This is a genomic window from Rhizobium sp. P1_B8, from assembly GCF_056406515.1.
In genome coordinates, this window is the sequence record NZ_JBFTZZ010000006.1 from 263,017 (window position 1) to 287,029 (window position 24,013).

Genomic DNA, 24,013 nt, shown 5'->3' on the forward strand with positions numbered 1-24,013 from the left:
AGCCGAATCCCGGCGCGACGGGAAGGCCTATCGTACCGTCAGTTTTGCGGGATGCGAGACCGCTCTAGACCCCTTCGACGACGACCATTTCAGCATCCGCGACTTCCTGGCGGATTTTCGCGGCGATCTGGTATTCCGGCGAATTGTAGCAGTCGACCGCATGCTGCATCGACGGGAATTCGATCACCACGTTGCGGACGCGCGCCTTGCCCTCGAGTTCGGTGAAGGCGCCGCCGCGCGCCAGGAAATTCGCGCCATACTTTTCGAAGGCCGGCTTGGCGGCCGCCACATAATCCTTGTAGCGCTCGGCATCGCGAACGTCGACGCGGGCGATCCAATATCCCTTGGCCATGGTCTTCTCCCTTTTGTCGTTGAAAACTATCAGCGGTTTGCCGGCCAGAGTGCCGTCACCATCTCGCTGAGGATGGCGCGGGCGGCATCTCGGGGATCCGGCGCCTTGACGACAGGCCGGCCGACGACGAGATGCGTCGCTCCCGCCTTCAGCGCGTCGAAAGGCGTCATCACCCGCTTCTGGTCGCCCTTGTCGCTACCATCAGGGCGAATGCCGGGGGTGACGATCGCCATCTCGGGTCCGACGATTTCGCGTACCTCAGCCGCTTCCGCCGCCGAGCAGACCACGCCGCCCATGCCGGCCGCGCGCGCCTGTTCGGCGCGGCGCAGCACCAGGCTGTGCGGATCCTGGCTGTAGCCGGCATCGGCAAGGTCATCGGCATCCATCGAGGTCAGCACGGTCACGCCGAGCAGGCAGAGGCCGGAGCCGGCCGCGGCCTCGACCGCCGCCTTCATCGCCTTCGGATAGGCATGCAGCGTCAGCATCGACATGCCCATCTTGGCGATGTTCTCGACGCCGGAGGCAACGGTGTTGTCGATGTCGAGCAGCTTCATGTCGAGAAAGATCTTCTTGCCGCTGGCGGCAAGATCGCGGGCGAATTCCAGGCCGCCGGCAAAGACCAGCTGATAGCCGATCTTGTAGAAGAGAATGTCGTCGCCGAGCGTGGAAACCAGTCTTTCCGCCTCGTCGATCGTTGGAACATCCAGGCCGACGATCAACCGCTCGCGTGCGTCCATCTGAAGTCACCCCTGCCAGTCTTCGATGGGTGTCCAGTCGCATGATAAGCGGCGATCCGCAAGACCGAAAGCATAGAGATTGCCGCCGCCGCCCGGCTGGTCACGGTCGCGGGAGATCGGCCTGCCCGCCAGATGGCATTTGAGCAGCGTGCCGACGCCGCCATGGCCGACAAAGGCGATTGGCGCCGTCGCATCATGGGTGGCGAGAACCGCATTGACAGCCTCGACGATGCGGGCCTGCGCGTCGACGGCCCGCTCCCAGCCCTTGAAGCTTTGTTCCGGATGGGCGAAGAACCAGTCGGCCGATTCTTCGAATTGCGGCGGCGGCAGGAAGCCGGTGGCTGAGCGGTCGTTCTCGTGCATGGCGGGGACGATCTCGATCGTCACGCCGGAAGCCTCCGCCAGAATTTCGGCCGTCTCGATCGCCTTCGTCTCGTCGCTGGAGACGATGCGCTGCAACTGCCTGGCCCAGCCGCTCTCTGCCGCTTTGCGGGCACGTGCCGCGCCGACATCGGAAAGCCCCCATTTTGGCACCGGCACGTTGGCGTCGATCCTGACCTGCGGATGAGTGATGTAGATCCCGAACATCTCAGCCGCGCCGATAGATCCAGAGCTGCGCCGGCGGAATGTTGCGCATGACGAAGTCGAAATGCTGGATATGGTAGCGGTCGGGATTGGCGGCGATCGGCGAGATCGCCCCATAGGAAATCTGCACCATCGGCCGGCCGGCCGGCAGTCGATCGAGCAGGCTTTCGAGCAGCGAGATGCGCTTCGCCATAGGGAAATTCAGAAGCGGAATGCCCGAGACGACGGAATCGAAGGTGAGACCGCCGAAATTGCCAAGAGTGGTCTGAAGATCGAAAGCGTCGCCGTTGATGAAGTGCACGCCGGGATAGGTCCGCAGCAGATGTTTGTGGAAATCCGTCGAATATTCGATCGCAACGAGATTTTCCGGACGAACGCCGCGGCCGAGGATGGCCTTGGTGATGGCGCCCGTGCCCGGCCCGAGTTCGAGCACCGGCAGCCCGGAATGGATATCGACGACGCTTGCCATGCGCTTCGCCGTGATCGAGGAGGTCGGCACGATCGAGCCCACCGTCTTCGGCCCCTGCATCATGCCTCGGAAGAAGCGGATCTCGTCGTCGAACCTCTTCCCGAACCGTTCCTTCACCTTGACCCGTAAGCTCATTCTCCACCCATCCGCATGTTGATCGAATGCCTTAATATGCCGCTTGTCGCTTAAGGGACAAGGATTTTCGCAACAAGGACATCGGCATCAACAGTTCATGCGGCTTTCGGCGCGGAACCGGGCATAAGATCGGCCAGCCTTTCGGCCAGGTGATCGGCGTCGACAGGCGCGCGCAGCTTCACGTCGGTATTGTCGAAGTAGAGATAAACGTCGCGGCCCTTGGTGCGCGCCGCTACGGGCGCCAGCACCCGCGTCGCATTCTCTGGTTCTCCGCCCGTGGCCCAGGCGCGGATACGTTGCGCCCAGATGTCGAGGGCTTCGTCCTCGTAGCCGCTGACATAGAGCTTTTCCGAGCCATGCAGGCGGCAATAGACGAAATCGGCGGTGATATCCATCAGCAGCGGCCATTTCACCGTATCGGCGCAGACGAGAGCGACCTTGTGACGCCTCAGCATGTCGATGAAGATGGGTGACCGGAAGCTCTCGTGGCGGATTTCGAGCGCATGGCGGATCGGTTGGTGTCCGTCGCTTTTAAGCCAGGCCGGTCCCTTGATATGCCAGTCGTGACGCTTCGCAAGCGCTATCGCCGCGTCGCGGTCATGCGGCAGCAGCGACAAAAAGCTTTCGAAAAGGGATGGATCGAAGGCCATGTTCGGCGGCAATTGCCAGAGGATCGGCCCGAGCTTGGGACCAAGCCGCAGAAGGCCGGAGGCGAGGAAATTGGCGAGCGCCGTCTCGATATTCTGCAGCCGCAGCATATGGGTGATGAAGCGCGGTCCCTTGACCGCGAAGATGAAATCATCCGGCGTCTCGTCGCGCCAGCGGCCGAAACTTTCGGGCCGCTGCAATCCGTAGAAGGTGCCGTTGATCTCGATCGACCGGAAGTGGCGGGCGGCGTAGGAAAGCTCCTGCTTCTGCGGCAGATCCTTCGGGTAGAATCGGCCGCGCCAGGGCGCATAGGTCCAGCCGGATATGCCGATGCGCACCGTTCCCGTCTTTTTGGTCATGGGATCCTCCGTTTTGACAGGAGGAAAACGGCAAGCGGTCGCCTTCGTTCCCCTCAGACGCGCATCGGCATCAGCACGTAGAGCGCGTCGTCGCCCGCCGTGTCGCGGATCAGCGTCGGCGAGCCGGCATCGGCAAGCAGGAAGATCGCTTCCTCGCCGGAAAGCTGGGCGGTGATGTCGAGTAGGTATTTGGCGTTGAAGCCGATTTCCATCGCGTCCGTGTCGTAGCCGACGGCGACTTCCTCAGTCGCGCTGCCGGAATCGGGATTGTTGACGGTCAGCATCAGCTGCCCCTCGGAAAGCGCCAGCTTCACGGCGCGTCCGCGCTCGGAGGAGATAGTCGAGACGCGGTCGACCGCCTGTGCGAAGGTCGTGCAGTCGACGCGCATTTCCTTGTCGTTGCCTGTGGGGATGACGCGCTGATAATCCGGGAACGTGCCGTCGATCAGTTTCGAGGTCATGACGATCGAGCCGATTGTCAGCCGGATCTTGGCGTCGGAGACCTCGACGGTCACCGTCGTTTCGGGATTGTCGACCAGCTTCTGCAATTCGCCGACCGTCTTACGCGGAATGATGATGCCGGGCATGCCCTCGGAGCCGGAGGGCGCATCGACATCGGCGCGCGCCAGCCGGTGGCCGTCGGTCGCAACCGCCCTGAGTTTCAGCTCGCCATTGCTCTCGATCGTGTGGAAGAAGATGCCGTTGAGATAATAACGCGTCTCTTCCGTCGAAATCGCGAACTGCGTGCGGTCGATCAGCATCTTCAGATCGGTCGCCTTCAGCTTGAAGGAATGTGTGAAGGTACCGGCTGTGAGATCAGGGAAGTCTGACTCCGGCAGGCACTGCAGCGAGAATTTCGAGCGGCCGGACTGCACGGTCATCGCGCCGCCGTCGGTGCTGGTGGCAAGCAGCACTTCCGAGCCGTCGGGAAGCTTGCGCACGATATCGTAGAGAAGATGTGCGGGAACGGTAGTGGCGCCGGGCTGCTCGACGCTAGCAGGTGTCGCCTCGGTGATTTCGAGGTCGAGGTCGGTCGCCTTCATGTCGAGCTTCTGGCCGTCGGCCTTGAGCAGTACGTTGGACAGGATCGGGATCGTGTTGCGACGTTCGACCACGCGGTGGACGTGGTTCAGCGATTTCAACAGGTTTGACCGCTCAATAGTAATACGCATGGGATGCTACCGCTTTCGACCGTGACTGTCCGGGCGCGTCGAGCACCCGAAGAATGCTGTCCCGGCTTGAGGCCGGGGGAGTGGACGGGCAAAATGGCAGACTTCAGCATTGCTTTGCAAGAGGCATGGACGTCGGCACCCCTGCATTTGCGGTTTTCCAGAGCAATGCTCACAGAAATCCGAACCCTTGCCGAAGCGGTGCGGCTCGCCCATAAAGGCTTCGATGTCGGCGACGAGCCGGCGGGACGAAAGCAAATGGCATGAATGAGGAAACGACAGCGGATGCCGCCACCCGGCGAAGCTTTCGCCTGCACAATGCAACGGTGCCGGCGCGGCCGCTGGAGCCGGCGCTCTATCTGGTCGCCACCCCCATCGGCAATCTCGGCGACATCACGCTGCGGGCGCTCGAAACGCTGGCCGGCGCCGACGTGCTTGCCTGCGAAGATACGCGCGTCACCCGCGTGCTGCTCGATCGGTATGGCATCCAGAACCGCCCCTTCGCCTATCATGAGCACAATGCCGACGAGGCCGGTCCCAGGCTGCTGCAGGCGCTCGAAGCCGGGCGTTCGGTGGCGCTGGTCTCCGATGCCGGCACGCCGCTGGTCTCCGATCCCGGCTATCGGCTGGCGCAGCAGGCGATTGCGGCAGGTTACCGCGTCATTCCCATTCCCGGCGCCTCTGCGCCGCTCGCAGCCCTTGTCGGCTCCGGCCTGCCGAACGATGCCTTCCTTTTCGCCGGTTTCCTGCCGGCCAAGGACAAGGCCCGCCGCGACCGTCTCGGTGAACTTGCCGCCGCACCCGCGACGCTGATCTTCTTTGAATCGCCGCACCGCATCGTTGCAACGCTTCTGGCCGCCGCCGATGTGCTCGGGGCCACGCGGCCCGCCTCCGTCTGCCGCGAGCTGACCAAGACCTATGAGGAGTTCCGTCGCGGCACGCTTGCCGAGCTGGCGGCCCATTATCAGCAGGTGGAAAACGTCAAGGGCGAGATCGTCCTCGTGATCGGTCCGCCGGAGCCGGTCGAGACTGATGAGGCCGATGTCGAAGCCATGCTGGCCGACCTGTCGAAATCAATGCCGACGGCAAGCGCCGCCACCGAGGCCGCCCGCCTCACCGGCTTGCCTCGCAAGGTGCTCTACCAGCGCCTGCTGGAGATCAAGAACGCCGATGGGCGATAATGATCTCACCGCCATCAGGAGGAAGGCGCTGCGCCGGGGCCGCATGTCGGAATATGTCGCGGCCGCCTTCCTGATGCTGAAGGGCTATCGCATCCTGGCTCTGCGACACCGCACCCGGCTCGGCGAGATCGATATTATTGCCCGCAAGGGCGATCTCGCCGTCTTCGTCGAGGTCAAGGCCCGCCATGGCGAGGCCGCGGCGGTCGATGCCGTCTCTATCGCCGCGCAGAAGCGGATACGGGCGGCAAGCGATCTCTGGCTCGCCCGCCAGGCGGATCAGGCTCGCCTTTCCCAGCGCTATGATATCGTGGCGATCATGCCCGGCCGCCTGCCGCGGCACTTTCTGGATGCGTTTTAGCGCCTTTATGGTCCAATCCGTTTTCGAATCGTTAAACTTTTAGTTCCCGCGTGAACGAGGTTCTTACGACTCTCTGCTACCACAAATCTCGGTAGGGATAACAATTGGGGATTGTTTCATGGCCTGGAAGCTGATGCTTGCAAGTGCGGTCGCCATGGCCGCGCGCTCCACGCCTTATGCCGTGGCGAAGCCGGCCGGGAAATCCTTCGTCGCGCATGCGAGCGATCTGCTGCCATTGAAGCCGACACCGATCAATCCGGACTGGATCGTCAGCGGCAATCCGCAGGCGCGCACCGCCGAACACTCGCGCGGCCATGACGAAGCGTCGTTGACGGCGATCTGGGATTGCACGGCGGGTGAATTCCGCTGGCGCTTCGGCTGGGACGAGACCGTGATGATCCTCGAAGGCGAGGTGCATATCACTGCCGAGGATGGCACCGAACGCACCTTGCGCGCCGGCGACGTCGCCTTTTTCGCCGGTGGAACCTGGGCGAGCTGGCGGGTCGACAATTACGTCCGCAAGGTCGCCTTCCTGCGCAAACCCTTCCCGAAGCCATTGGCGATCGCCTACCGCCTCCGCAACATGCTGCGCAACGGCGGCAACCAGGGCATCGCTGCCTGAAGATCGATTTCGATTTTGGGAGTTACGCGCTAATCAGGCTGAGGCGAAGCGGTTGTTTCGCCCTTCAAGATCTCGCAAGCGAATAGGATCGGATTGTCGAGCTCGGGCGCGGTTTGCTTGTTTAACAGAACGGCCACCGCCGCTGCGGCTATGTCTTGAATCGGCTGCTTCACTGTCGTCAGGCGTGGCGTTGTCATGCTTGCGAGCGGGATACCGTCGAAGCCGAGGATCGAAAGGGCTGCAGGTATCGGGATTCCCAGATCATGCGCTGCCCGCATGCAGCCGATTGCCTGCTGGTCCGAACTTGCAAAGATCGCCGTCGGCCGCTCGTTTCGCGCGCGGGCCAGAAGATAATTTCCCGCGGAACGGCCGCTCTCGTAGTCGAAGGCCGCCTCGGCAATCAGCGGTGGTCCTGCCATTCGTCTGCCGTCTGCCTGTTCCCTCGCCTGCTCGATTGCATCGAGATAGCCCCTGAGTCGATCGTTGGCGGGGACGGAGTGCCCGGGCCCCGAAATGAAGCCGATGCGGCGATGGCCGAGCTGCAAAAGATGCTCGACGCCAAGACGAACGCCATTGCGGTGATCGGCGGCAATGCCGGAATACCCTGGCATAAGCCGGTCGACGACGACGATCGGCAATCCCTTCGGCAGCTTGAGTGTGTGGAAATCATTGCTGGGAACCAGCATGATGCCGTCGACCTTACGGCTTGTCAGCTGTTTGATGCGGTCAGCCTCCTTGGCCGCATGATCAAACGACGTCATGACGATGATATTATAGCCGTGATTTGCCGCCGCTTGTTCCGCCGATTGGACAAGTTCCGCGAAGAAGGGATTGGTCAGATCCGGAATGACGATGCCGATGAGGCGGCTGACCTTGCCGCGCATGCTTCTCGCCGACGGGTCGGGCGTATAGCCGAGGTCTTTGATGATCGCTGTGACGCGCGCCCGCAACTCCTTCGTCACCGAGGGATGATCATTCAAAATTCGCGAAACGGTCCCGGTGGAAACTCCCGCAAGCTTGGCAACCTCTCGAATCCCGACCTTTGACATAACGGAAACAGTGGCCCTTTCTCTGCGCCTTCGGAAGACACCGAAGGGCGCCTGATCGAAGCTTCCAGCTAATGGTCTTTACCGCCCTCGTCAAAGGGCTGCATCTCAATATTGACCGCCAGTCTCCATAGCATGAGCGTGGGCCAACGCTCAATGGAAACGGTTCATCACATGCACACCGATACAGGCCAAGTGTACGAGTCTAAGCCGGCGTTTGGCTTGATTTCCACTGCTTGACAATTTCTAGGGGCGTGCTACCCAGATGTCGTTGGAAACGGTTCATTGCCGCAGGCAACTCAGGTGGAGCTGAGCCCAGGGCCGTTCGGAGGAAAAAATGTCCAATTCTATGAAGCGTGAATCCGTCTTGATCAATGCGCCGCGCCGTGCGGCATTGAAGCTCGGACTTGCCGGCACCTTGGTGCTTGCGCTGTCCTGTGGCGTGTCGCCTGCCTTTGCGGCCGGTAAGCCGAAGGTCGGCCTGATCATGAAATCCTTGTCCAATGAGTTCTTCAAGCAGATGAAGGCCGGCGCCGACAAATATGCGGCCGAGAACAAGGACAAGTTCGACTTCAAGGCCGTCGGCATGAAGGACGAGCGTGATTTCGCTTCTCAGGTCGATGCCGTCGAAAACTTCGTCACGCAGAAATACGATATCATCGTTGTCGCGCCGGCCGATTCAAAGGCCATGGCAACCCCGCTGGCAAAGGCGGTCAAGGCTGGCGTCAAGGTCATCAACATCGACGTTCCGCTCGATGCCGATGCGAAGAAGAAAGCCGGTATCGATCTCGCTTTCTTCGGGCCTGACAATAAGGGCGGGGCGACGCTTGCGGGCGATGCGCTTGCCAAGGATCTGGGACCCGGCGCCAAGGTCGTGATCCTCGAGGGTAACCCTGAGGCCGACAATGCCAAGGAGCGCAAGGAAGGCTTCATAGACTCCGTCAAGACGGGCAAGCTCGAGCTTCTCGACAGCAAGACGGCTCATTGGGAGACGGAAGAAGCCAATACCGTCATGACGAATTTCCTGACGAAATATAAGGATATTCAGGGCGTTATGGCAGCCAACGATTCGATGGCCCTCGGCGTCGTCAAGGCGCTCGATGCGACCGGCCAAAGTGGCAAGATCAAGGTTGTCGGCTTCGACAACATTCCGCCGGTCCAGCCGCTGATCAAGGATGGCAAGATGCTTGCCACCGTCGAACAGTATGGTGCGCAGATGGCGGTCCTCGGCATCCAGTATGGCATGCGTGAACTTGCCGGCGAGAAATTCACCGGCTGGGTCAAGACCGACATCAAGCTGGTCACCGCAGCGGATCTCAAATAGTCGAGATCGCCCGCATCGCGTGTCTGAAAAGACGCGCGGCAGTGTACCGGAAGCGCCGGCTGCGGCCGGCGCGAGCGTGCATGAGGTCGACGTGTCAGACGCAGCAGATGATGAGATTGTGAGGCTGGAAGGGATCGGCAAGCGCTTCCCGGGCGTCGTGGCGCTCAAGGATGTCTCCATGCGGATCGGCCGCGGCAAGGGCCACGTTCTTCTGGGCGAGAACGGTGCTGGAAAGTCGACCCTGATCAACTTGCTCGGCGGTGTCTTCAGGCCGGATGACGGTCACATCCAGTTTGACGGCAAACCATACCATCCGGCCTCGCCGCTGGAGGCGTTCAAGGCGGGCATCCGGGTCATTCACCAGGAACTGCATCCGCTTTCCAACCTCACGGTGGCAGAAAACCTGCTGTTTGAGCATCTGCCGCGCCGATACGGCCTGGTGAACTATAAGGCGATGAACAGCAGAGCGGCGGAACTCCTGGAAGAGGTCGGCCTCGACGTGACCCCGACGACACTGGCGAGCCGCCTCAGCGTCGCCCAGCTTCAACTGGTCGAGATCGCCAAGGCGCTTTGCTACGAAAGCAAGCTTCTCGTTCTCGACGAACCGACGGCAACCCTGACCTCCAAGGAGGTCGATCGCCTCTTTGAAATTCTCAAGCGCCTGAAGCGGCGTGGCGTGACCACGCTCTACATCTCTCACAGGCTGGAGGAGATCTTTGACGTCGGTGACGATGTGACGGTGCTGCGCGACGGCCAGCATGTGATCACGCGTCCGCTGGCGGGACTTGCGATTCCTGACATCGTCGAACTCATGGTCGGGCGGAAGCTTTCGGATCATGGCATTTTTCGCAGCGACAGCACCGTGTCCGGCGAGGCGCTCGGCGTGTCCGGCCTGAAGGTGACGCGAAACAGTCCGGAACTGTCATTTTCCGTGGCGAAGGGGGAAATCGTCGGCATTGCCGGGCTTGTCGGCAGTGGTCGGACGGAAGCGGTTCGCGCCATATTCGGCGCCGATGCCAAAGCGGCCGGCGAAATTCGCGTGAATGGCGAGCCGGTTGCGATCCATTCGCCGAAGGATGCCGTTGCTGCCGGGCTCTGCCTGGCAACCGAAGACCGCAAGATGCAGGGCTTGATGCTCGATATGAGCTGCGCCGAAAATGCCACCATAACCGATCTCGCGAAGATCTCCCGCAACGGCTTGATCATGCGAAGGGCGCAGGATGATCATTCGCAGCGCCTCGTGCGCGAACTGCGCATCAAGACCCCGTCCATCCATCAGGCCGTCAGGACGTTTTCCGGCGGCAACCAGCAAAAGGTCGTCATTGCAAAATGGCTGTTCCGCGGTCCCAAAGTGCTGATTTTCGATGAGCCGACCCGTGGAATCGACGTCGGTGCAAAGGCCGAGATTTATGAGCTTCTGTGGAAGTTTGCGGCTCAGGGAAAAGGCGTTCTGGTCGTCTCTTCGGATCTGCCGGAGCTCATGGGCATTTGCCATCGCATCATCGTATTCTCCGACGGCAAGATATCGGGCGAAATAGTTCGGGAACAATTTGACGAGAGCAGGATCCTTTCGCTCGCCTACAAGGAGTACAGTCGTGTCCGCCAACATTGAAAAACAGACCGAGGCGAAAGAGGTGAGCGTCTGGGACAAGCTTATCCGGATCTCGCTGAAGGAGGCGGGCGTCGCCATTGCCCTCATTCTGATCCTGGCGTTTTTCTCGGCGACGGCGCCCTATTTCGCAACGCCGGAGAACTTCCTGAAGATCTTCGTGCAGATTGCCATCAACACCGTGCTTGCTGCGGGCATGACCTTCGTCATCCTCGTTGGCGGCATCGATCTCTCGGTCGGGTCGCTGCTTGCCCTTTGCACGGTCATCGGTGCGACGATCATGATCAATCCGACGTTTTCGCCATGGCAGGCGATTGTTCTCGCATGTCTTGCGTCGATGGGCACGGGTGCTGCCCTTGGCGCTGTCAACGGGTGGATTTGCGAGAAGTGGAAGCTTCCTTCCTTTATCGTCACCCTTGGCATGCTGAACGTCGCGAGCGGCCTGGCGCGCGTGGTCAGCGACAATTCCACGATCACCGGCCTGCCTCAGCCTTTCGTCGATTTCGGCAACCTGATCTTCTGGGGCATATTTCCGTCGATCTTTCTGATTGCGATCGTTGTCGTCCTCATCGGCTGGTTCGTGCTGCGCTACACCGTCTTCGGGCGCTTCGTCTTCGCGATCGGCACCAATGAAGAGGCTGTCCGGCTGTCGGGGCATGAGCCCAAACGGTACAAGATTGCGGTCTTCACGATCTCAGGGCTGACGGCCGGCATTGCGGCCATGGTCTATCTGCTCCGTCTCAATGTCGGCAGCCCGGTTGCGGGCATCGGCTATGAGTTGAATGCCATCGCCGCCGTCATCATCGGCGGAACCAGCCTTTCGGGTGGCAAAGGCTCGATTGTCGGCACTCTGGTCGGTGCCTGCATTCTGCAGGTGCTGTCGACGGGATTGCAGCTCTTGGGCGCCGACGACAATATCAAGCCGATCGTCATCGGCGCCGTCATCGTGCTCGCCGTCATTCTCGATAGCTATCGCGGCCGTTTGATGCGGAAACTCGAAACGCGGTGAAAAGCAATTCCAGCAAAACTGCGCAGCGGTTTTGTGTCCGGAATTGCGCAAAAAACAAAAATGCTCCAGTGCCGAAGCCCTTGATTGGCCGTTGCGTTTGATATCTGGCCGACCTACATCTGTCCGGCATTCAGCGAGGGATGGAAATGGCCAAGATCACCAATGTAGCGGTCCAGATGGATCATGTCGCAAGCATCAATATCGCGGGTGATTCCACCTTCGCCATGAGCCTGGAAGCGCAGGCGCGCGGCTACAGGCTCTTCCATTACACCCCCGACCGCCTGAGCTTCCGCGACAACCGGCTCTATGCCAGCGTCGAGCCGATGGTGCTGCGCGACGTCAAGGGCGATCACTACGAGCTTGGCGCGCCGGAGCGCGTCGACCTCGCGACCATGGATGTCGTGCTGCTGCGCCAGGATCCGCCCTTCGATATGGCCTATATCACCGCGACGCATCTGCTCGAGCGCATCCACCCGAAGACGCTCGTCGTCAACGATCCGGCCTGGGTGCGCAATTCGCCGGAGAAGATCTTCGTCACCGAATTCTCCGATCTGATGCCGAAGACGCTGATCACCAAGGATGCCGCCGAGATCCGCCGCTTCCGCGACGAGATGGGCGATATTATCCTGAAGCCGCTTTACGGCAATGGCGGCGCCGGCGTCTTCCATTCGACCCGCGACGACCGCAACCTCTCTTCGCTGCTCGAAATGTTCGGCCAGCTTTTCCGCGAACCCTTCATCGCCCAGCAATATCTGCCCGACGTGCGCAAGGGCGACAAACGCATCATCCTGGTCGACGGCGAATTCGCCGGCGCCATCAACCGCGTGCCGGCCGAACACGACAGCCGCTCCAACATGCATGTCGGCGGCCGCGCCGAGGCGACCGAGCTGACGCCGCGCGAACAGGAAATCTGCGCCCGCATCGGCCCGGCGCTGAGGGAGCGCGGCTTCCTGCTCGTCGGCATCGATGTGATCGGCGATTACATGACCGAGATCAACGTCACGTCGCCCACAGGCATTCGCGAGGTGAAGAAGTTCGGCGGTGCCGATATAGCAGCCCTGCTTTGGGATGCGATCGAGCGCAAGCGCGGCTGAGCCAGCCGCCCATGACCGTTCTGGTCCCGCGACCGAGCGCAACCAAGGTCACAGCGGATGCTTGACTATGTTCTTTGATTGTTCTTGTTTTATTCCGGCTTCCATGCCAGATTGCAACCGCTGGCCCTAATGCATGTCGCCCAAAACTGTGCAGCGGTTTTGGGACCACGACATGCATCGAAAATGGCTGCAGGGCGGTATATAAAAGTTTGCGGCAAGGGGATGGGTTGATGGTCGCGCGTGTCAGTACGGTTGCATTTCAGGGTATCGAAGGTGTGCCGGTCGAGGTCCAGGTCATGGTCGCTCCCGGAAAGGTCGGGATGCAGATCGTCGGCCTGCCTGACAAGGCGGTTGCCGAAAGCCGCGAGCGCGTGCAGGCCGCCCTCCACGCCTCCGGCCTGGCGCTGCCGGCGAAGCGGGTGACCGTCAATCTGGCGCCTGCTGACCTGCCGAAGGAAGGCTCGCATTTCGATCTGCCGATCGCGCTTGCCCTGATGGCTGCCCTCGGCGCCATTCCCGCCGATGCGCTGTCCGATTTTGTCGTCGTCGGCGAGCTCAATCTCGACGGCACGATCGCCGCCATATCAGGCGCGCTGCCGGCCGCGATCGGCGCCAATGCGCTCGGCAAGGGGCTGATCTGCCCCGCCGAAAGCGGCGCCGAAGCCGCCTGGGCAGGCGCCGACGTCGATATCCTTGCACCCCGCAGCCTGATTGCGCTTGCCAATCATTTCCGCGGCACGCAAGTCCTATCCAGGCCGGAGGCGTCGATCCGCGCCAATGCCGCAAACCTGCCGGATCTCGCCGAGATCAAGGGTCAGGAAAGCGCCAAGCGGGCGCTCGAGGTGGCGGCCGCCGGTGGCCATAATCTGCTGATGGTCGGTCCTCCGGGCTCCGGCAAGTCGATGCTGGCAGCCAGGTTGCCGTCGATCCTGCCGCCGCTCTCGGCCGCCGAGCTGCTTGAAGTCTCGATGGTGCATTCGATCGCCGGCCAGCTCTCCGGCGGCAAGCTTTCCGATCGCCGGCCCTTCCGCACCCCGCATCATTCCGCCACCATGGCAGCCCTCGTCGGCGGTGGCCTGCGCGCCCGTCCAGGCGAAGCCTCGCTTGCCCATCACGGCGTGCTGTTTCTCGACGAGTTCCCCGAATTTACGCCGCAGGCGCTCGATGCGCTGCGCCAGCCGCTCGAAGGCGGCGAATGCGTCATTGCCCGTGCCAATCACCGCGTCTCCTATCCGGCGAAATTCCAGCTGATCGCGGCGATGAACCCCTGCCGCTGTGGCATGGCCGGCGAGCCGGGCCATAGCTGTGCCCGCGGGCCGCGCTGCATGAGCGATTACCAGGCCCGCATCTCCGGCCCGCTGATGGACCGCATCGATATCCGCATCGATGTGCCGGCCGTCTCCGCTGCCGATCTCATCCGGCCGATGGCGGCTGAAACCAGCGCCGATGTCGCCCGCCGCGTCGCCCGCGCCCGCGCAATCCAGCAGGAGCGCTTCGAAAGCACCGGCGCCAAGGGCATCGGCACCAATGCCCGCTGCTCGACCGCGATGATCGAGAAACTGGCCGAGCCCGATGCCAGCGGCCTGCAGTTGCTGCGCGACGCCGCCGAGAAGATGAAATTCTCCGCCCGCGGTTACCACCGCGTGCTCAAGGTCGCCCGCACGCTTGCCGATCTCGACGGCAAGCCGACGGTCGGCCGCATCCATCTCGCCGAAGCGATCTCCTACCGCATCGCCGGCGAAAGGCTGACGGCTGCGGCTTAAGAAGAAGGGCGGATGCGCGTAGATATTTTGAAGTACTAGTCGTCAGGCCGCTCACCGATCTGCCGATCGCGCTGGCGCTGATGCTGCCCTCAGCGAAATCCCCGCCGGTGCGCTGCCGGATTATGAGATTATGTCGCTGTCCGCGAACCCAACCCCGACGGAACGATTGATCGCTGCCGTTATGGCGCGCTGCCGGCCGCGAATGCTCTTGGCAGGGGCTGACCTGCCAAAAGCGGTGCCGAAGCTGCCTAGGACGCCGATTTAAACATCTGCGTTGCTTATCCGTTAGGGGTAAGGGCCTCTCCTCACTTCGTCGCTATTTACAATATTAGATTAGGCTGAAAAAATTTCGAGAAGGATGTCGGTCCGTTCGACATAGTCGATCGGAGGTGACGGATAAGAAAATCTGCCGGGGATGTAGATGAGTAACGAATATCCGGGCTCGAACGCTAACCCATCGGAGGTTCTAGACTTAGCGAATGCCTACTCTCTCGCTTCGAAATTCCCGTTCGGGAAGGGTCAGAAGCGAGTTGCAATATCCATTGCTCCAGCTCGAATGTGCGCCATTCACGCTATCGAACTCTACTTAAATGCCTTCCTGCGCCATGAAGGCGTTGCTCCAGAAGAAATACGAAAACGGATGCACAATCTCGCTGAGCCTTTGTTCGTTGCCAAACTTAAACTGAGAAAGAAGACTGCCTTGCATCTCGAGGCAATGACAGCAAAGCGTGAGTACATCATATCGCGCTATGCTCCGGAGCGGACGAGAGAGCACACTGAGCTGAATCGTTTGACCGCGACGCTGGCGGAAGTCATGGCGAAGGTTGGCAAACACCTGCATTCAACGAGCTCAGGTGGACATCGACAATCGTTATTACGGACTGCCACAGAACTTTCGTCCCACGTCGATTGGGATGCAGGTGACGGCACAAATGATGGGGCGCCGAAGCGCCCCGATATTCTGCAGGATAAATTGCCGGCGGAAAGGCCCCGCCATAGCCACCTTTAGCTCCCGAGCCCTTCAAACAGCGCCGTCGACAGATAACGCTCCGCAAAGGACGGGATGATGATGACGATGTTCTTGCCGGCGTTCTCGGGACGGATGCCGACCTTGATGGCGGCGGTCAGTGCTGCACCCGAGGAGATGCCGACCGGCACGCCTTCGAGCCGGGCGACGAGGCGTGCCTGTTCGAAGGCCTCGTCGTTGGAAACGGTGACGACTTCGTCATAGATGCCGGTATCGAGGATCTTTGGCGCGAAGCCGGCGCCGATGCCCTGGATCTTGTGCGGGCCGGGGTTGCCGCCGGATAGGATCGGCGAATCGGCCGGTTCGACGGCGATGATCTTGATCTCGGGCTTGCGGCTCTTCAGCACTTGTCCGACGCCGGTGATCGTGCCGCCGGTGCCGATGCCCGATACGACGATATCGACCGTGCCGTCGGTATCGTTCCAGATTTCCTCGGCCGTCGTCTTGCGGTGGATCTCGGGATTATCAGGGTTTTCGAACTGCTGCGGAATGACGGCATCGGGAAGGGAGGACGCCAGTTCCTCGGCCTTGGCGATGGCGCCCTTCATGCCCTTTGGCCCCTCGGTCAGCACCAGCTCGGCGCCGAGCAGCGCCAGCATCTTGCGGCGCTCGACCGACATCGTCTCCGGCATGGTGAGGATCAGCCGATAGCCCTTGGCGGCGGCGGCAAAGGCGAGCGCGATGCCGGTATTGCCGGAGGTCGGCTCGATCAGCACCGTCTTGCCGGGGGTGATCTTGCCTTGCGCTTCGAGGCCCTCGATCATCGCGACGCCGATACGGTCCTTCACGGATGCGATCGGGTTGAAGAATTCGAGCTTGCCGATCAGGTTCGCCACGACGCCTTTTTCCCGCGCCAGCTTGTCGAAGCGCACGAGCGGCGTGTCGCCGATGGTCTCGGTGATCGAGGAATAGATGCGGCCGCGGCCGGGCTTGTGCGACATGGATGCTCTCCCTTTGAAATCCTGCTCCTGAAATCGAGGGGGAGAATAGGGTCAAAGACCCGTCTAGGCCAGACCGCGTTCGACCTGGAGGAGCGGTCAGGAGAGAAAAAAACCTTTGATAACCGTTTCTTGCCGAATGTTTATTTCAGGCCGCCCGCGTGGCGATGAAGGCTGCCGTGCCGGCGAGGATGCCGGCGGCAACCCGGTTCAGCGCCTGCAAGGCCCGCGGCTCTCTCAGCATCGTGCGGGCCCGCGAGGCAAGCAGCATATAAGGCACAAGCACGACGATCAGCACCACGAAGGTGGCGGCGAGCAGGATCGCATAGTCGCGTAGCCCGATATTGCCGATATCGATCAGCGTCGGCACCAGGGCGACATAGAAGAGCATCGTCTTCGGATTGCCGAGCGTCACCAGCAGGCCGGAGAGGAAGGACAGGCCGATATTGGTCGATTTCCGTGCCGCAATATCCTGCGGCAGCAGCCCCGCCGTCCAGAGTTTCCAGGCGATGTAGCCGAGATAGAGGACGCCGGCGATCTTGATTGTTATGAACACCTCGGTGAAGGTCTGCGCCACGAAGGCAAGGCCGAGAATGACCGCTGTGAGATAGGTCATGTCGCCGATCACCAGGCCGAGACCCATGAAGAAGGTCTCGCGGAAATTCGAGCCGAGCGCACGCGCGACGATTGCGGTAATCCCGGGTCCCGGAATGGCCGCGGCGATGAACAGCGCTCCGGCATAGGTGATCAGGACGGTGAGGCTCATCTTCTTAACCCTCAGGGCTTCCACCGCCCATCTATAGGCAAGCGCCGCTTCTTCATCAATGCTTTGGCGCTGATCGGTCCATAACCATAAGGAATAGGTCTGCTAGACCATGATCTACTTGGAAAGCGACCCGGCCTTGCTATTTCTCTCTCTGCAAATGCGCGATCAGCGCGGCCCGCCGCGGTTGTCCCGGCCGGTGGCGCTAGAGATTTTCATCACCAAGGAGAGATTAAATGTCCCATACGCCAGCCGAAACCCGCAGGCTTTCGCCACTCAAGACGCCGTCCAGCCTGCCGACCAACGCCATTACCGATATTTCGGCGGCGCTGACCGCACTGCTCGCCGATGTCTTTACGCTTTATGTGAAGACCAAGAATTTCCATTGGCACATGTCCGGCCCGCATTTTCGCGACTATCATCTGCTGCTCGACGAACAGGCGGAACAGATCTTCGCGATGACCGACGACATTGCCGAGCGTGCCCGCAAGATCGGCGGCACGACGCTCCGCTCCATCGGCCAGATCGCTCGCCAGCAGCGCCTTTTGGACAATGACGCGGATTTCGTCACGCCCGAAGACATGTTGTCGGAACTGCGCGAGGACAACGCTCAACTCGTTTCGCTGCTGCGCGAAGTGCATGGCCTTTGCGACGAGCACAATGATGTCGCAACCGCCAGCCTGATCGAGAACTGGATCGACGAGGGCGAGCGCCGCACCTGGTTCCTGTTCGAAACGACGCGCCCGCAGAGGTAATGTCGGCAACCGGGCGTCTCGGCCATCCCGATCGAACGCCCGGTTCAGCTCTCCACCGCCCGCGGCCGCAGCCAGCGCGGCGTCCAGCCGAGATTCATGCCGGCGGCGGCAAGGAGAATGATCGCGGCGCCTGCGATCTGCATCGGCTGCAGCGCGTGGCCGAAGGCCAGCCGGTCGACCAGGATCGCCGCGATCGGATAGATGAAGGACAGAGCGCCCGTGAGATGCGTCGGCAGCCTCTGGATCGCACCGTAGAGCAGCACATACATCAGCCCGGTATGGACGACGCCGACGGTCACCAGGATCGCCCAGGATCCGACATCGCCGGGCGGATGAGAAAAATCGGTCATCGGCGCCAGCATCAGCATGCCGGTTGCGACCTGGATGAGCGCGATCAGATGCGGCGGCGTGCCTTTCAGCCATTTCGCGGCAAGGGCGGCGAGCGCGTAGAAGAAGGCGGCACCGAGCGCCATCAGGATGCCGAGGCCGTAACCGTCAGATGCCGCCCCGCCTGTCCCCGGTTTTGCCTCGACGATGGCAATCATGCCGGCGAAGGCGAGTGTCAGCCAGAACAGCTTGGTGGCCGTGATCTTCTCGCCGAGAAAAAGCGCGCCGAGCACGAGCAGCATGAAAGGCTGGGTGTTGTAAACCGTCGTCGCGATCGAGATCGTCGCATGCGAGTAGGAGGCAAACAGCAGCAGCCAGTTCAAGACGATGGCGATACCGCCTGATATGGCGATGCCGAAGGCGCGCAGCGTGATGATGCCTGGCCGCAGCAGCCCGAGAGCACGGCAGATGACAAGCAAAGTGAGCGCGCCGAACAGGCAGCGCCAGAAGACCACGCCGCTGACAGGCTGGCCCGACATGACGACGAACCAACCGATCGTCCCCGAGATCAGCATCGCTGCCGTCATTTCCACCGTGCCTCTTTTGATGTCACTGCCCATGATTGCCTCCATTTCGGTGGCATAAGAATATTGCGGCGATAGGCGATTTTATATAAGGATAAGAAGGAAGATGATCGATGTTGCCTAATCATAAGAGGAGAATATCTCGCCGTGGCTAATGATGTGCAATCGCTCGACGAAATTGATCAGGCCATTCTGGAGGCGCTGGCCGGGAATGCGCGGATCTCGCTGAAGGAACTGGCCCAGCAGGTCGGCCTCTCTTCGCCGAGTGCGGCCGAGCGCCTGCGGCGGTTGGAGGAGCGTGGCGTCATCAAGGCCTTCACCATTGATCTCGATCCCGCCGCCGTCGGTTATCCCCTGCAGGCGATCGTGCGCGTGCGTCCGCTGCCGGGGCAGTTGCACATCGTCGAGCGCATCATCGAGGAAATTCCCGAAATCATCGAATGCGACAAGGTGACGGGTGATGATTGTTTTATCGCCCGCCTGGTCATCCGCTCCATGGCCGATCTCGACGGCATCCTCGACCGGGTTGCCGAAAGGGCGGAGACCAACACCGCGATGATCAAGGCCTCGCCCGTCAAACGCCGCCTGCCGCCGCTTTCCCGGCGGAAATAGGGGGCGGCGAAACGCCTTTTTGTTTTTGCGCATTCCGGTCGCAAAACCGCTGCGCAGTTTTGCTGGAACTGCTCTAGAATTCCGCCATCGGCGACAACATCGCCGGAAAATCCGGGGTGGCATGGCCGAGCCCGCGCAGCATCAACCTCGTGCCGCTTTCCAACGGTTGCGGAACACCGTCCCAGCCGAGCTTGTCGGGACGGAAAAGCACTTCGACAGAGGCGGGGGCGATCTCCAGTCCGCCAAGGATCGCTGCAAGCGACGGTATGTCAGCCGCCACGACGTCGAGGAGGCTGAAGCGGCCTGCCTCATCCATCTTCCATGCGATCGCCGCCTGCCGGTCTTCCAGGAAGCTGATGCGGATATCGGGATCGAGCCGGGTGTTCCAGCCGAAGGGCATGCTGGTGGGGTCGGGGCCGCCGAGCTGTTGCAGCGGTCCGATATCGATGCCGAAAATATCCCTGAGCAGGCAGACCAGCGCCGCCCAGCCGGCGGGGTCGCCGAAATAATCCTGCCGGAAGGTCAGGCCCGCGCTGTCGAGGCGCTGTGCCATCAGACGCCGGTGGAGCCGAAACCGCCTGCGCCGCGCACCGTTTCGCTTGCCTCGGTGATCTCCACCACCCGTGCCTGGGTCACCGGCGCGATCACCATCTGGGCGATGCGCATGCCGCGCGAAATGACGAAGGCTTCCTCGCCGAGATTGACGAGCAGCACCTTCACTTCGCCGCGATAGTCGCTGTCGACGGTACCAGGCGAATTCAGGCAGGTGATGCCGTTTTTGAAGGCAAGGCCGGAACGCGGCCGCACCTGTCCCTCGAAATGCTCGGGGATCTCGAAGATGAAGCCGGTCGGCACCAGCGCCCGTTTGCCGGGCAGAAGCGTCAGCGGTGCTGCCTCGTCAACGGCAGCGCGCAGGTCCATGCCGGCCGCCCCCTTGCTTTCATAGGCGGGCAGATCGAGGCCTTCGCCATTCGGCAGGCGGATGAGTTTCAGCCTGGGGCTGACGTCGTGATGAATGTTCATGGGCCATTACTTTGCGCGCGCGACGCCGAGGTCAATTGCAAAGTCGGCCTTTAGTCGCTAGATACGCGGCAATTCCACAGGATTCACAAGTATGGCCGAAAGTCTCGCCGAGGCGGTCTCCCGCCGCCGCACATTCGCTATTATCGCCCACCCGGACGCGGGTAAGACGACGCTCACCGAAAAGCTGCTGCTGTTCGGCGGCGCCATTCAGCTTGCCGGCGAAGTCAAGGCAAAGAAGGATCGCATGCAGACGCGCTCCGACTGGATGAAGATCGAGCGCGAACGCGGCATCTCCGTCGTCACCTCGGTGATGACCTTCGAATATAACGATAATGTCTTCAATATCCTCGACACGCCGGGTCACGAGGATTTCGCCGACGACACCTATCGCACGCTGACGGCCGTCGATGCCGCGGTCATGGTCATCGATGCCGCCAAGGGCATCGAGCCGCGCACGCTGAAGCTCTTCGAAGTCTGCCGCATGCGCGATATTCCGATCATCACCTTTATCAACAAGATGGACCGCGAAAGCCGCGATCCCTTCGAGATCCTCGATGAAGTGGAAGAGAAGCTGGCGCTGGATACCGCGCCGATCACCTGGCCGATCGGCCGCTCCAAGACCTTTTGCGGCTCCTACAATATCGCCGCCAACACGGTGCGCGGTTCGGATACCGAAATCGAGGGAACGCCGGTCAACGGTCCGCAAAGCGTCGCCGGTAGGCTGCCCGAAAACGAGCGTAAGGCTTTTGTCGAGGAGACCGAACTGGCGATCGAGGCCTGCCGTCCCTTCGACCGCGAATCCTTCCTGGAAGGCCATATGACGCCTGTCTTTTTCGGCTCGGCGCTGCGCAATTACGGCGTTCGCGATCTCATCAACGCGCTCGGCGATTTCGCGCCGCCGCCGCGTGACCAGGTCGCCGATACCAGGACCGTGCATGCGACCGACGACAAGATGACGGCCTTCGTCTTCAAGATCCAGGCCAACATGGACCCCAACCACCGCGACCGCATCGCCTTTGCCCGCATCTGCTCCGGCAAGCTCGAGCGCGGTATGAAGGCAAGGCTCGCCCGCACCGGCAAGCAGCTGGGCCTGACCGCGCCGCAATTCTTCTTCGCCTCGCAGCGCCAGCTCGCCGACACCGCCTATGCCGGCGACGTCGTCGGCATTCCCAACCACGGGACCCTCCGGATCGGCGATACGCTGACCGAAGGTGAATCGCTGGTCTTCCAGGGCGTGCCGAACTTCTCGCCGGAGATCCTGCGCCGCGTGCGCCTGGAAGACGCGATGAAGGCGAAGAAGCTGAAGGAAGCCCTGCAGCAGATGGCCGAAGAAGGCGTCGTCCAGCTGTTCTCGCCGGAAGACGGCTCGCCGGCGATCGTCGGCGTCGTCGGCGCCCTGCAGCTCGACGTCTTGAAGGAGCGGCTGATGGCCGAATACGGCTTGCCGGTCTCCTTCGAAATGTCGCGTTTCTCCGTCTGCCGCTGGATCTCGGCCGAGCAGCCGGCCGATCTCGAGAAATTCCTCACCGTCAAGCGCGGCGATATCGCCCGCGACCTCGACGGCGACCCGGTCTTCCTCGCCCAGGACGGTTTCTCGCTGCGTTACGAGTCCGAGCGCCATCCGGCGATCAAGATGGTCGCCATCAAGGAATATCACGCCGCAAAGGCGGCGTGATCTCTACAGCGCCGCGCGTCTTTTCAGACGCGCAAAGGACGCTGTAGCACTTTGAACTACCGCATAATTCCTTAAATCAATTCCGACTTAAGGAGTTATGCGGGGCCGCCAGCCGTTCGGCCAGGAAATCGACGACGGCGCGCACTGCCGGCAGTTGGCCACGCCGATGCGGCATCAGGATCGTCGTCTCGATGCTGCCCGCCGTCCATTCCGGAAGCACCCGCACCAGCCGCCCGTCTGCCAGCGCCTTGCGGCAGACGGATGTCGGCAGGCAGGTAATGCCAAGCCCCGACACGGCCATTTCCATCAAGACATAGGGTTCATCCGCCGCCATGACGGAATGCAGCGTGACGAGAGCCTCATCGCCGCCATCGGAGTGGAGCCGCCATTGGTTTTCCGTCAGGCTGGTCATGATCGTCGCATGCTGCGCCAGTTCCTCCGGCAGGCGCGGCTGCCCATGGGTGCTGATATAATCCGGCGAGGCGAGGATGAAGAAAGGGTGGCTGGCGAGCTTCCGCTGTACCAGTGCGGAATCCGGCAGCGGCCCGCGATGGCTGCGCAGCGCGATGTCGAAACCTTCCTGCACGATATCGACGAAGCGGTCCGTCACGTGCACGGAGAGCCTGAGCTTCGGATATCGCGCTGCCAGCGCCGGCAGATGCTCCGTCAAGGTAAACTGTGCCGTCGGCACCGAGGCGGTGAGGCGAACGCTGCCTGCGGGTTCAGCCAGATGCCGCCGCACGATGCCTTCGGCCATCTCCGCCTCGATGATCGAGGCCTGGGCGTGCTGAAAGAATTCCCGGCCGAGCTCGGTCAGCGCGAAGCTTCGCGACGTGCGCTGGATCAGCCTGACGCCAAGCCGTGCCTCCAGCTCCGCAACGCGTTTGCTCACAGTCGATTTCGGAATGCCGAGATGCCTGGCGGCGGCGGTAAAACTGCCGCTGTCGACGGCCTGCACGAAAAGATGGAGGTCGTTGAGGTTGAAGAGCGTCATTGCTATCTTCCAGATATGTGGACATTGCGACGCATTTATAGCCTCTACCGCAGGATCGTCCACATCTTCACATTCATCGTGTCCAAACGGGGTCAATTCTGAAAGGAACGATTGATGTCACCCATATTGTTTTACGGCGTGCCGGAGGGCTGCTCCTTCGGCTCGATCGTCGCGCTGGAATGGTCCGGCCTGCCTTATCGGCTCTGCCGAGTCGAGATGCCGGAAATGGTTTCCAGCGAAGACTACATCAGGATCAACAAAGTCGGCGAAACGCCGTCGCTGCTGCTCGAGGATGGCAGGACGATCAGCGAAAGCTTGGCGATCCTCCATCATATCGGCGCTCGGGCGATCGGCGGCGGTCTGGGTTTTGCGCAGGGGTCGGAGGATTTCGATCGGCTGAACCAGATGCTCGCCTTTCTCAACACCAGTTTCTTCAAGGCCTTCGGCCCGCTCTGGTATGCGTTCGAACACCCGCTGGAGCCGCAGCAGAAGCAGGCCCTTACAGCCTATGGCAGCGCCGCGGTCGAAAAGGCGCATCAGACGCTGGAGCGTCTGCTCGATGGCCGCGAATGGCTTCTCGGCAATGGGCCGAGCCTGGCTGACGCTTATTTCGTCGGGATCGCCCGCTGGAACGATTTCCACAAGGTCGTCGACCGCCGGCAGTTTCCCGGCCTGCATCGCCTCTATGAGCGCATGCAGCAGGAGCCGGCCGTGCGTTTTGCCCACGCGATCGAGCATCGGCAGGAGGCGAAAAGCAGTGGCGGTTTCCGCGGCGAAGTCGATCTCGCCGAAACGCTCGGCCTGTTGAAACAGGCGGCCTGATCGCCGCCGCCGTCGCACCCCTGCGGTGCGACG

At 61.6% G+C, this 24,013-nt stretch carries 27 protein-coding genes; 14 read left to right on the forward strand and 13 right to left on the reverse strand.

Annotated elements, in window-relative coordinates; all coding sequences use genetic code 11:
* Positions 1 to 64 precede the first annotated feature (64 nt).
* The 6 genes from AC1D2N_RS10895 to dnaN all read right to left on the reverse strand — a co-directional run bounded on the left by AC1D2N_RS10895 (position 65) and on the right by dnaN (position 4,457).
* Positions 65 to 352, reverse strand: a complete 288-nt coding sequence (locus AC1D2N_RS10895; protein ID WP_003544731.1) for a DUF1330 domain-containing protein — start codon at positions 350 to 352, stop codon at positions 65 to 67.
* Between the two features lie 29 nt (positions 353 to 381).
* Positions 382 to 1,089, reverse strand: a complete 708-nt coding sequence (gene pyrF / locus AC1D2N_RS10900; RefSeq protein ID WP_113541801.1) for an orotidine-5'-phosphate decarboxylase — start codon at positions 1,087 to 1,089, stop codon at positions 382 to 384.
* A 6-nt stretch (positions 1,090 to 1,095) separates the two neighbouring features.
* The gene (locus AC1D2N_RS10905) at positions 1,096 to 1,677 is read right to left on the reverse strand and encodes a histidine phosphatase family protein (protein WP_130653467.1); all 582 of its coding nucleotides are present in this window, start codon (positions 1,675 to 1,677) and stop codon (positions 1,096 to 1,098) included.
* A gap of 1 nt (position 1,678) precedes the next feature.
* Entirely contained in the window at positions 1,679 to 2,278 is a 600-nt protein-coding gene (gene pmtA / locus AC1D2N_RS10910) for a phospholipid N-methyltransferase PmtA (protein WP_028731727.1), read from the reverse strand.
* 95 nt (positions 2,279 to 2,373) lie between these two features.
* The gene (locus AC1D2N_RS10915; RefSeq protein WP_130653468.1) at positions 2,374 to 3,285 is read right to left on the reverse strand and encodes a DUF72 domain-containing protein; all 912 of its coding nucleotides are present in this window, start codon (positions 3,283 to 3,285) and stop codon (positions 2,374 to 2,376) included.
* A 53-nt stretch (positions 3,286 to 3,338) separates the two neighbouring features.
* Positions 3,339 to 4,457: a DNA polymerase III subunit beta gene (gene dnaN / locus AC1D2N_RS10920; RefSeq protein ID WP_018244437.1), complete on the reverse strand. Its 1,119-nt coding sequence runs from the start codon at positions 4,455 to 4,457 to the stop codon at positions 3,339 to 3,341.
* A gap of 93 nt (positions 4,458 to 4,550) precedes the next feature.
* On the opposite strand from dnaN, the gene AC1D2N_RS10925 reads away from it, so the two are divergent.
* The 4 genes from AC1D2N_RS10925 (at position 4,551) to AC1D2N_RS10940 (ending at position 6,615) form a co-directional block, all read left to right on the forward strand.
* Positions 4,551 to 4,721 carry a hypothetical protein gene (locus AC1D2N_RS10925; protein ID WP_165403106.1) on the forward strand — a complete coding sequence of 57 codons (171 nt, stop codon included), beginning with the start codon at positions 4,551 to 4,553 and terminating at the stop codon, positions 4,719 to 4,721.
* A complete protein-coding gene (rsmI, locus tag AC1D2N_RS10930) occupies positions 4,718 to 5,635 on the forward strand; it encodes a 16S rRNA (cytidine(1402)-2'-O)-methyltransferase (RefSeq protein ID WP_130653469.1) in 918 nt (305 codons plus the stop codon). The genes AC1D2N_RS10925 and rsmI overlap by 4 nt, the downstream gene beginning before the upstream one ends.
* Positions 5,625 to 5,993 (forward strand): YraN family protein, encoded by a 369-nt coding sequence (locus AC1D2N_RS10935; RefSeq protein WP_018447878.1) that lies wholly within the window; start codon positions 5,625 to 5,627, stop codon positions 5,991 to 5,993. Before rsmI ends, AC1D2N_RS10935 begins: the two co-directional genes overlap by 11 nt.
* A gap of 118 nt (positions 5,994 to 6,111) precedes the next feature.
* Positions 6,112 to 6,615 carry a cupin domain-containing protein gene (locus tag AC1D2N_RS10940; protein ID WP_130653470.1) on the forward strand — a complete coding sequence of 168 codons (504 nt, stop codon included), beginning with the start codon at positions 6,112 to 6,114 and terminating at the stop codon, positions 6,613 to 6,615.
* Between the two features lie 29 nt (positions 6,616 to 6,644).
* Here the strand turns inward: AC1D2N_RS10940 and AC1D2N_RS10945 are convergent, their stop codons facing one another.
* Positions 6,645 to 7,664, reverse strand: coding sequence for a LacI family DNA-binding transcriptional regulator (locus AC1D2N_RS10945; protein WP_130653471.1), 1,020 nt, complete (start codon positions 7,662 to 7,664; stop codon positions 6,645 to 6,647).
* A gap of 334 nt (positions 7,665 to 7,998) precedes the next feature.
* Between AC1D2N_RS10945 and AC1D2N_RS10950 the strand changes: the two genes are divergently transcribed.
* From AC1D2N_RS10950 to AC1D2N_RS10975, 6 genes are all read left to right on the forward strand, one after another.
* The gene (locus AC1D2N_RS10950; RefSeq protein ID WP_130653472.1) at positions 7,999 to 8,985 is read left to right on the forward strand and encodes a sugar ABC transporter substrate-binding protein; all 987 of its coding nucleotides are present in this window, start codon (positions 7,999 to 8,001) and stop codon (positions 8,983 to 8,985) included.
* A gap of 91 nt (positions 8,986 to 9,076) precedes the next feature.
* Positions 9,077 to 10,597 (forward strand): sugar ABC transporter ATP-binding protein, encoded by a 1,521-nt coding sequence (locus tag AC1D2N_RS10955; RefSeq protein ID WP_130653473.1) that lies wholly within the window; start codon positions 9,077 to 9,079, stop codon positions 10,595 to 10,597.
* Complete coding sequence (locus tag AC1D2N_RS10960; protein WP_130653474.1) at positions 10,581 to 11,603, forward strand: ABC transporter permease; 1,023 nt, start codon at positions 10,581 to 10,583, stop codon at positions 11,601 to 11,603. The genes AC1D2N_RS10955 and AC1D2N_RS10960 overlap by 17 nt, the downstream gene beginning before the upstream one ends.
* A 146-nt stretch (positions 11,604 to 11,749) precedes the next feature.
* Complete coding sequence (gshB, locus tag AC1D2N_RS10965; protein ID WP_018447873.1) at positions 11,750 to 12,697, forward strand: glutathione synthase; 948 nt, start codon at positions 11,750 to 11,752, stop codon at positions 12,695 to 12,697.
* Between the two features lie 230 nt (positions 12,698 to 12,927).
* Positions 12,928 to 14,460: a YifB family Mg chelatase-like AAA ATPase gene (locus AC1D2N_RS10970; RefSeq protein WP_130653475.1), complete on the forward strand. Its 1,533-nt coding sequence runs from the start codon at positions 12,928 to 12,930 to the stop codon at positions 14,458 to 14,460.
* A gap of 421 nt (positions 14,461 to 14,881) precedes the next feature.
* Positions 14,882 to 15,469 (forward strand): hypothetical protein, encoded by a 588-nt coding sequence (locus tag AC1D2N_RS10975; RefSeq protein WP_130653476.1) that lies wholly within the window; start codon positions 14,882 to 14,884, stop codon positions 15,467 to 15,469.
* On the opposite strand, the gene cysK is transcribed toward AC1D2N_RS10975, so the two are convergent.
* A complete protein-coding gene (gene cysK, locus AC1D2N_RS10980) occupies positions 15,466 to 16,428 on the reverse strand; it encodes a cysteine synthase A (RefSeq protein ID WP_018244449.1) in 963 nt (320 codons plus the stop codon). The genes AC1D2N_RS10975 and cysK overlap by 4 nt on opposite strands.
* Before the next feature lie 145 nt (positions 16,429 to 16,573).
* Positions 16,574 to 17,191, reverse strand: a complete 618-nt coding sequence (locus AC1D2N_RS10985) for a LysE family translocator (protein WP_128408388.1) — start codon at positions 17,189 to 17,191, stop codon at positions 16,574 to 16,576.
* A gap of 233 nt (positions 17,192 to 17,424) precedes the next feature.
* Between AC1D2N_RS10985 and AC1D2N_RS10990 the strand changes: the two genes are divergently transcribed.
* On the forward strand, positions 17,425 to 17,943 hold the full coding sequence (locus AC1D2N_RS10990; RefSeq protein ID WP_018447826.1) for a Dps family protein: 519 nt from the start codon (positions 17,425 to 17,427) through the stop codon (positions 17,941 to 17,943).
* A 44-nt stretch (positions 17,944 to 17,987) separates the two neighbouring features.
* Here the strand turns inward: AC1D2N_RS10990 and AC1D2N_RS10995 are convergent, their stop codons facing one another.
* A complete protein-coding gene (locus AC1D2N_RS10995; protein WP_197728282.1) occupies positions 17,988 to 18,902 on the reverse strand; it encodes a DMT family transporter in 915 nt (304 codons plus the stop codon).
* 99 nt (positions 18,903 to 19,001) lie between these two features.
* Here AC1D2N_RS10995 and AC1D2N_RS11000 point away from each other — a divergent pair, with 99 nt between their 5' ends.
* Positions 19,002 to 19,466, forward strand: coding sequence for an Lrp/AsnC family transcriptional regulator (locus AC1D2N_RS11000; protein ID WP_018244453.1), 465 nt, complete (start codon positions 19,002 to 19,004; stop codon positions 19,464 to 19,466).
* A gap of 73 nt (positions 19,467 to 19,539) precedes the next feature.
* Here AC1D2N_RS11000 and AC1D2N_RS11005 read toward each other — a convergent pair whose 3' ends face one another.
* Together AC1D2N_RS11005 and dut are read right to left on the reverse strand one after the other, a co-directional pair.
* On the reverse strand, positions 19,540 to 20,019 hold the full coding sequence (locus tag AC1D2N_RS11005) for a hypothetical protein (RefSeq protein ID WP_130653478.1): 480 nt from the start codon (positions 20,017 to 20,019) through the stop codon (positions 19,540 to 19,542).
* Positions 20,019 to 20,489, reverse strand: a complete 471-nt coding sequence (gene dut / locus AC1D2N_RS11010; protein ID WP_018244455.1) for a dUTP diphosphatase — start codon at positions 20,487 to 20,489, stop codon at positions 20,019 to 20,021. Before dut ends, AC1D2N_RS11005 begins: the two co-directional genes overlap by 1 nt.
* 91 nt (positions 20,490 to 20,580) lie before the next feature.
* Here dut and AC1D2N_RS11015 point away from each other — a divergent pair, with 91 nt between their 5' ends.
* Positions 20,581 to 22,164: a peptide chain release factor 3 gene (locus AC1D2N_RS11015; protein WP_028731713.1), complete on the forward strand. Its 1,584-nt coding sequence runs from the start codon at positions 20,581 to 20,583 to the stop codon at positions 22,162 to 22,164.
* Positions 22,165 to 22,240: 76 nt separating this feature from the next.
* Here AC1D2N_RS11015 and AC1D2N_RS11020 read toward each other — a convergent pair whose 3' ends face one another.
* Positions 22,241 to 23,158, reverse strand: a complete 918-nt coding sequence (locus tag AC1D2N_RS11020) for a LysR substrate-binding domain-containing protein (RefSeq protein WP_065276925.1) — start codon at positions 23,156 to 23,158, stop codon at positions 22,241 to 22,243.
* Positions 23,159 to 23,272: 114 nt separating this feature from the next.
* Between AC1D2N_RS11020 and AC1D2N_RS11025 the strand changes: the two genes are divergently transcribed.
* The gene (locus tag AC1D2N_RS11025; RefSeq protein ID WP_130653479.1) at positions 23,273 to 23,980 is read left to right on the forward strand and encodes a glutathione S-transferase family protein; all 708 of its coding nucleotides are present in this window, start codon (positions 23,273 to 23,275) and stop codon (positions 23,978 to 23,980) included.
* The last annotated feature ends 33 nt before the right edge of the window (positions 23,981 to 24,013 follow it).

Coding starts and splice junctions, on each gene's coding strand:
- AC1D2N_RS10895 (WP_003544731.1), bottom strand. CDS start 352: ATGGCCAAGGGATATTGGATCGCCCGCGTCGACGTTCGCGATGCCGAG.
- pyrF (WP_113541801.1), bottom strand. CDS start 1,089: ATGGACGCACGCGAGCGGTTGATCGTCGGCCTGGATGTTCCAACGATC.
- AC1D2N_RS10905 (WP_130653467.1), bottom strand. CDS start 1,677: ATGTTCGGGATCTACATCACTCATCCGCAGGTCAGGATCGACGCCAAC.
- pmtA (WP_028731727.1), bottom strand. CDS start 2,278: ATGAGCTTACGGGTCAAGGTGAAGGAACGGTTCGGGAAGAGGTTCGAC.
- AC1D2N_RS10915 (WP_130653468.1), bottom strand. CDS start 3,285: ATGACCAAAAAGACGGGAACGGTGCGCATCGGCATATCCGGCTGGACC.
- dnaN (WP_018244437.1), bottom strand. CDS start 4,457: ATGCGTATTACTATTGAGCGGTCAAACCTGTTGAAATCGCTGAACCAC.
- AC1D2N_RS10925 (WP_165403106.1), top strand. CDS start 4,551: ATGGCAGACTTCAGCATTGCTTTGCAAGAGGCATGGACGTCGGCACCC.
- rsmI (WP_130653469.1), top strand. CDS start 4,718: ATGAATGAGGAAACGACAGCGGATGCCGCCACCCGGCGAAGCTTTCGC.
- AC1D2N_RS10935 (WP_018447878.1), top strand. CDS start 5,625: ATGGGCGATAATGATCTCACCGCCATCAGGAGGAAGGCGCTGCGCCGG.
- AC1D2N_RS10940 (WP_130653470.1), top strand. CDS start 6,112: ATGGCCTGGAAGCTGATGCTTGCAAGTGCGGTCGCCATGGCCGCGCGC.
- AC1D2N_RS10945 (WP_130653471.1), bottom strand. CDS start 7,664: ATGTCAAAGGTCGGGATTCGAGAGGTTGCCAAGCTTGCGGGAGTTTCC.
- AC1D2N_RS10950 (WP_130653472.1), top strand. CDS start 7,999: ATGTCCAATTCTATGAAGCGTGAATCCGTCTTGATCAATGCGCCGCGC.
- gshB (WP_018447873.1), top strand. CDS start 11,750: ATGGCCAAGATCACCAATGTAGCGGTCCAGATGGATCATGTCGCAAGC.
- AC1D2N_RS10970 (WP_130653475.1), top strand. CDS start 12,928: ATGGTCGCGCGTGTCAGTACGGTTGCATTTCAGGGTATCGAAGGTGTG.
- AC1D2N_RS10975 (WP_130653476.1), top strand. CDS start 14,882: ATGAGTAACGAATATCCGGGCTCGAACGCTAACCCATCGGAGGTTCTA.
- cysK (WP_018244449.1), bottom strand. CDS start 16,428: ATGTCGCACAAGCCCGGCCGCGGCCGCATCTATTCCTCGATCACCGAG.
- AC1D2N_RS10985 (WP_128408388.1), bottom strand. CDS start 17,191: ATGAGCCTCACCGTCCTGATCACCTATGCCGGAGCGCTGTTCATCGCC.
- AC1D2N_RS10990 (WP_018447826.1), top strand. CDS start 17,425: ATGTCCCATACGCCAGCCGAAACCCGCAGGCTTTCGCCACTCAAGACG.
- AC1D2N_RS10995 (WP_197728282.1), bottom strand. CDS start 18,902: ATGGAGGCAATCATGGGCAGTGACATCAAAAGAGGCACGGTGGAAATG.
- AC1D2N_RS11005 (WP_130653478.1), bottom strand. CDS start 20,019: ATGGCACAGCGCCTCGACAGCGCGGGCCTGACCTTCCGGCAGGATTAT.
- dut (WP_018244455.1), bottom strand. CDS start 20,489: ATGAACATTCATCACGACGTCAGCCCCAGGCTGAAACTCATCCGCCTG.
- AC1D2N_RS11015 (WP_028731713.1), top strand. CDS start 20,581: ATGGCCGAAAGTCTCGCCGAGGCGGTCTCCCGCCGCCGCACATTCGCT.
- AC1D2N_RS11020 (WP_065276925.1), bottom strand. CDS start 23,158: ATGACGCTCTTCAACCTCAACGACCTCCATCTTTTCGTGCAGGCCGTC.
- AC1D2N_RS11025 (WP_130653479.1), top strand. CDS start 23,273: ATGTCACCCATATTGTTTTACGGCGTGCCGGAGGGCTGCTCCTTCGGC.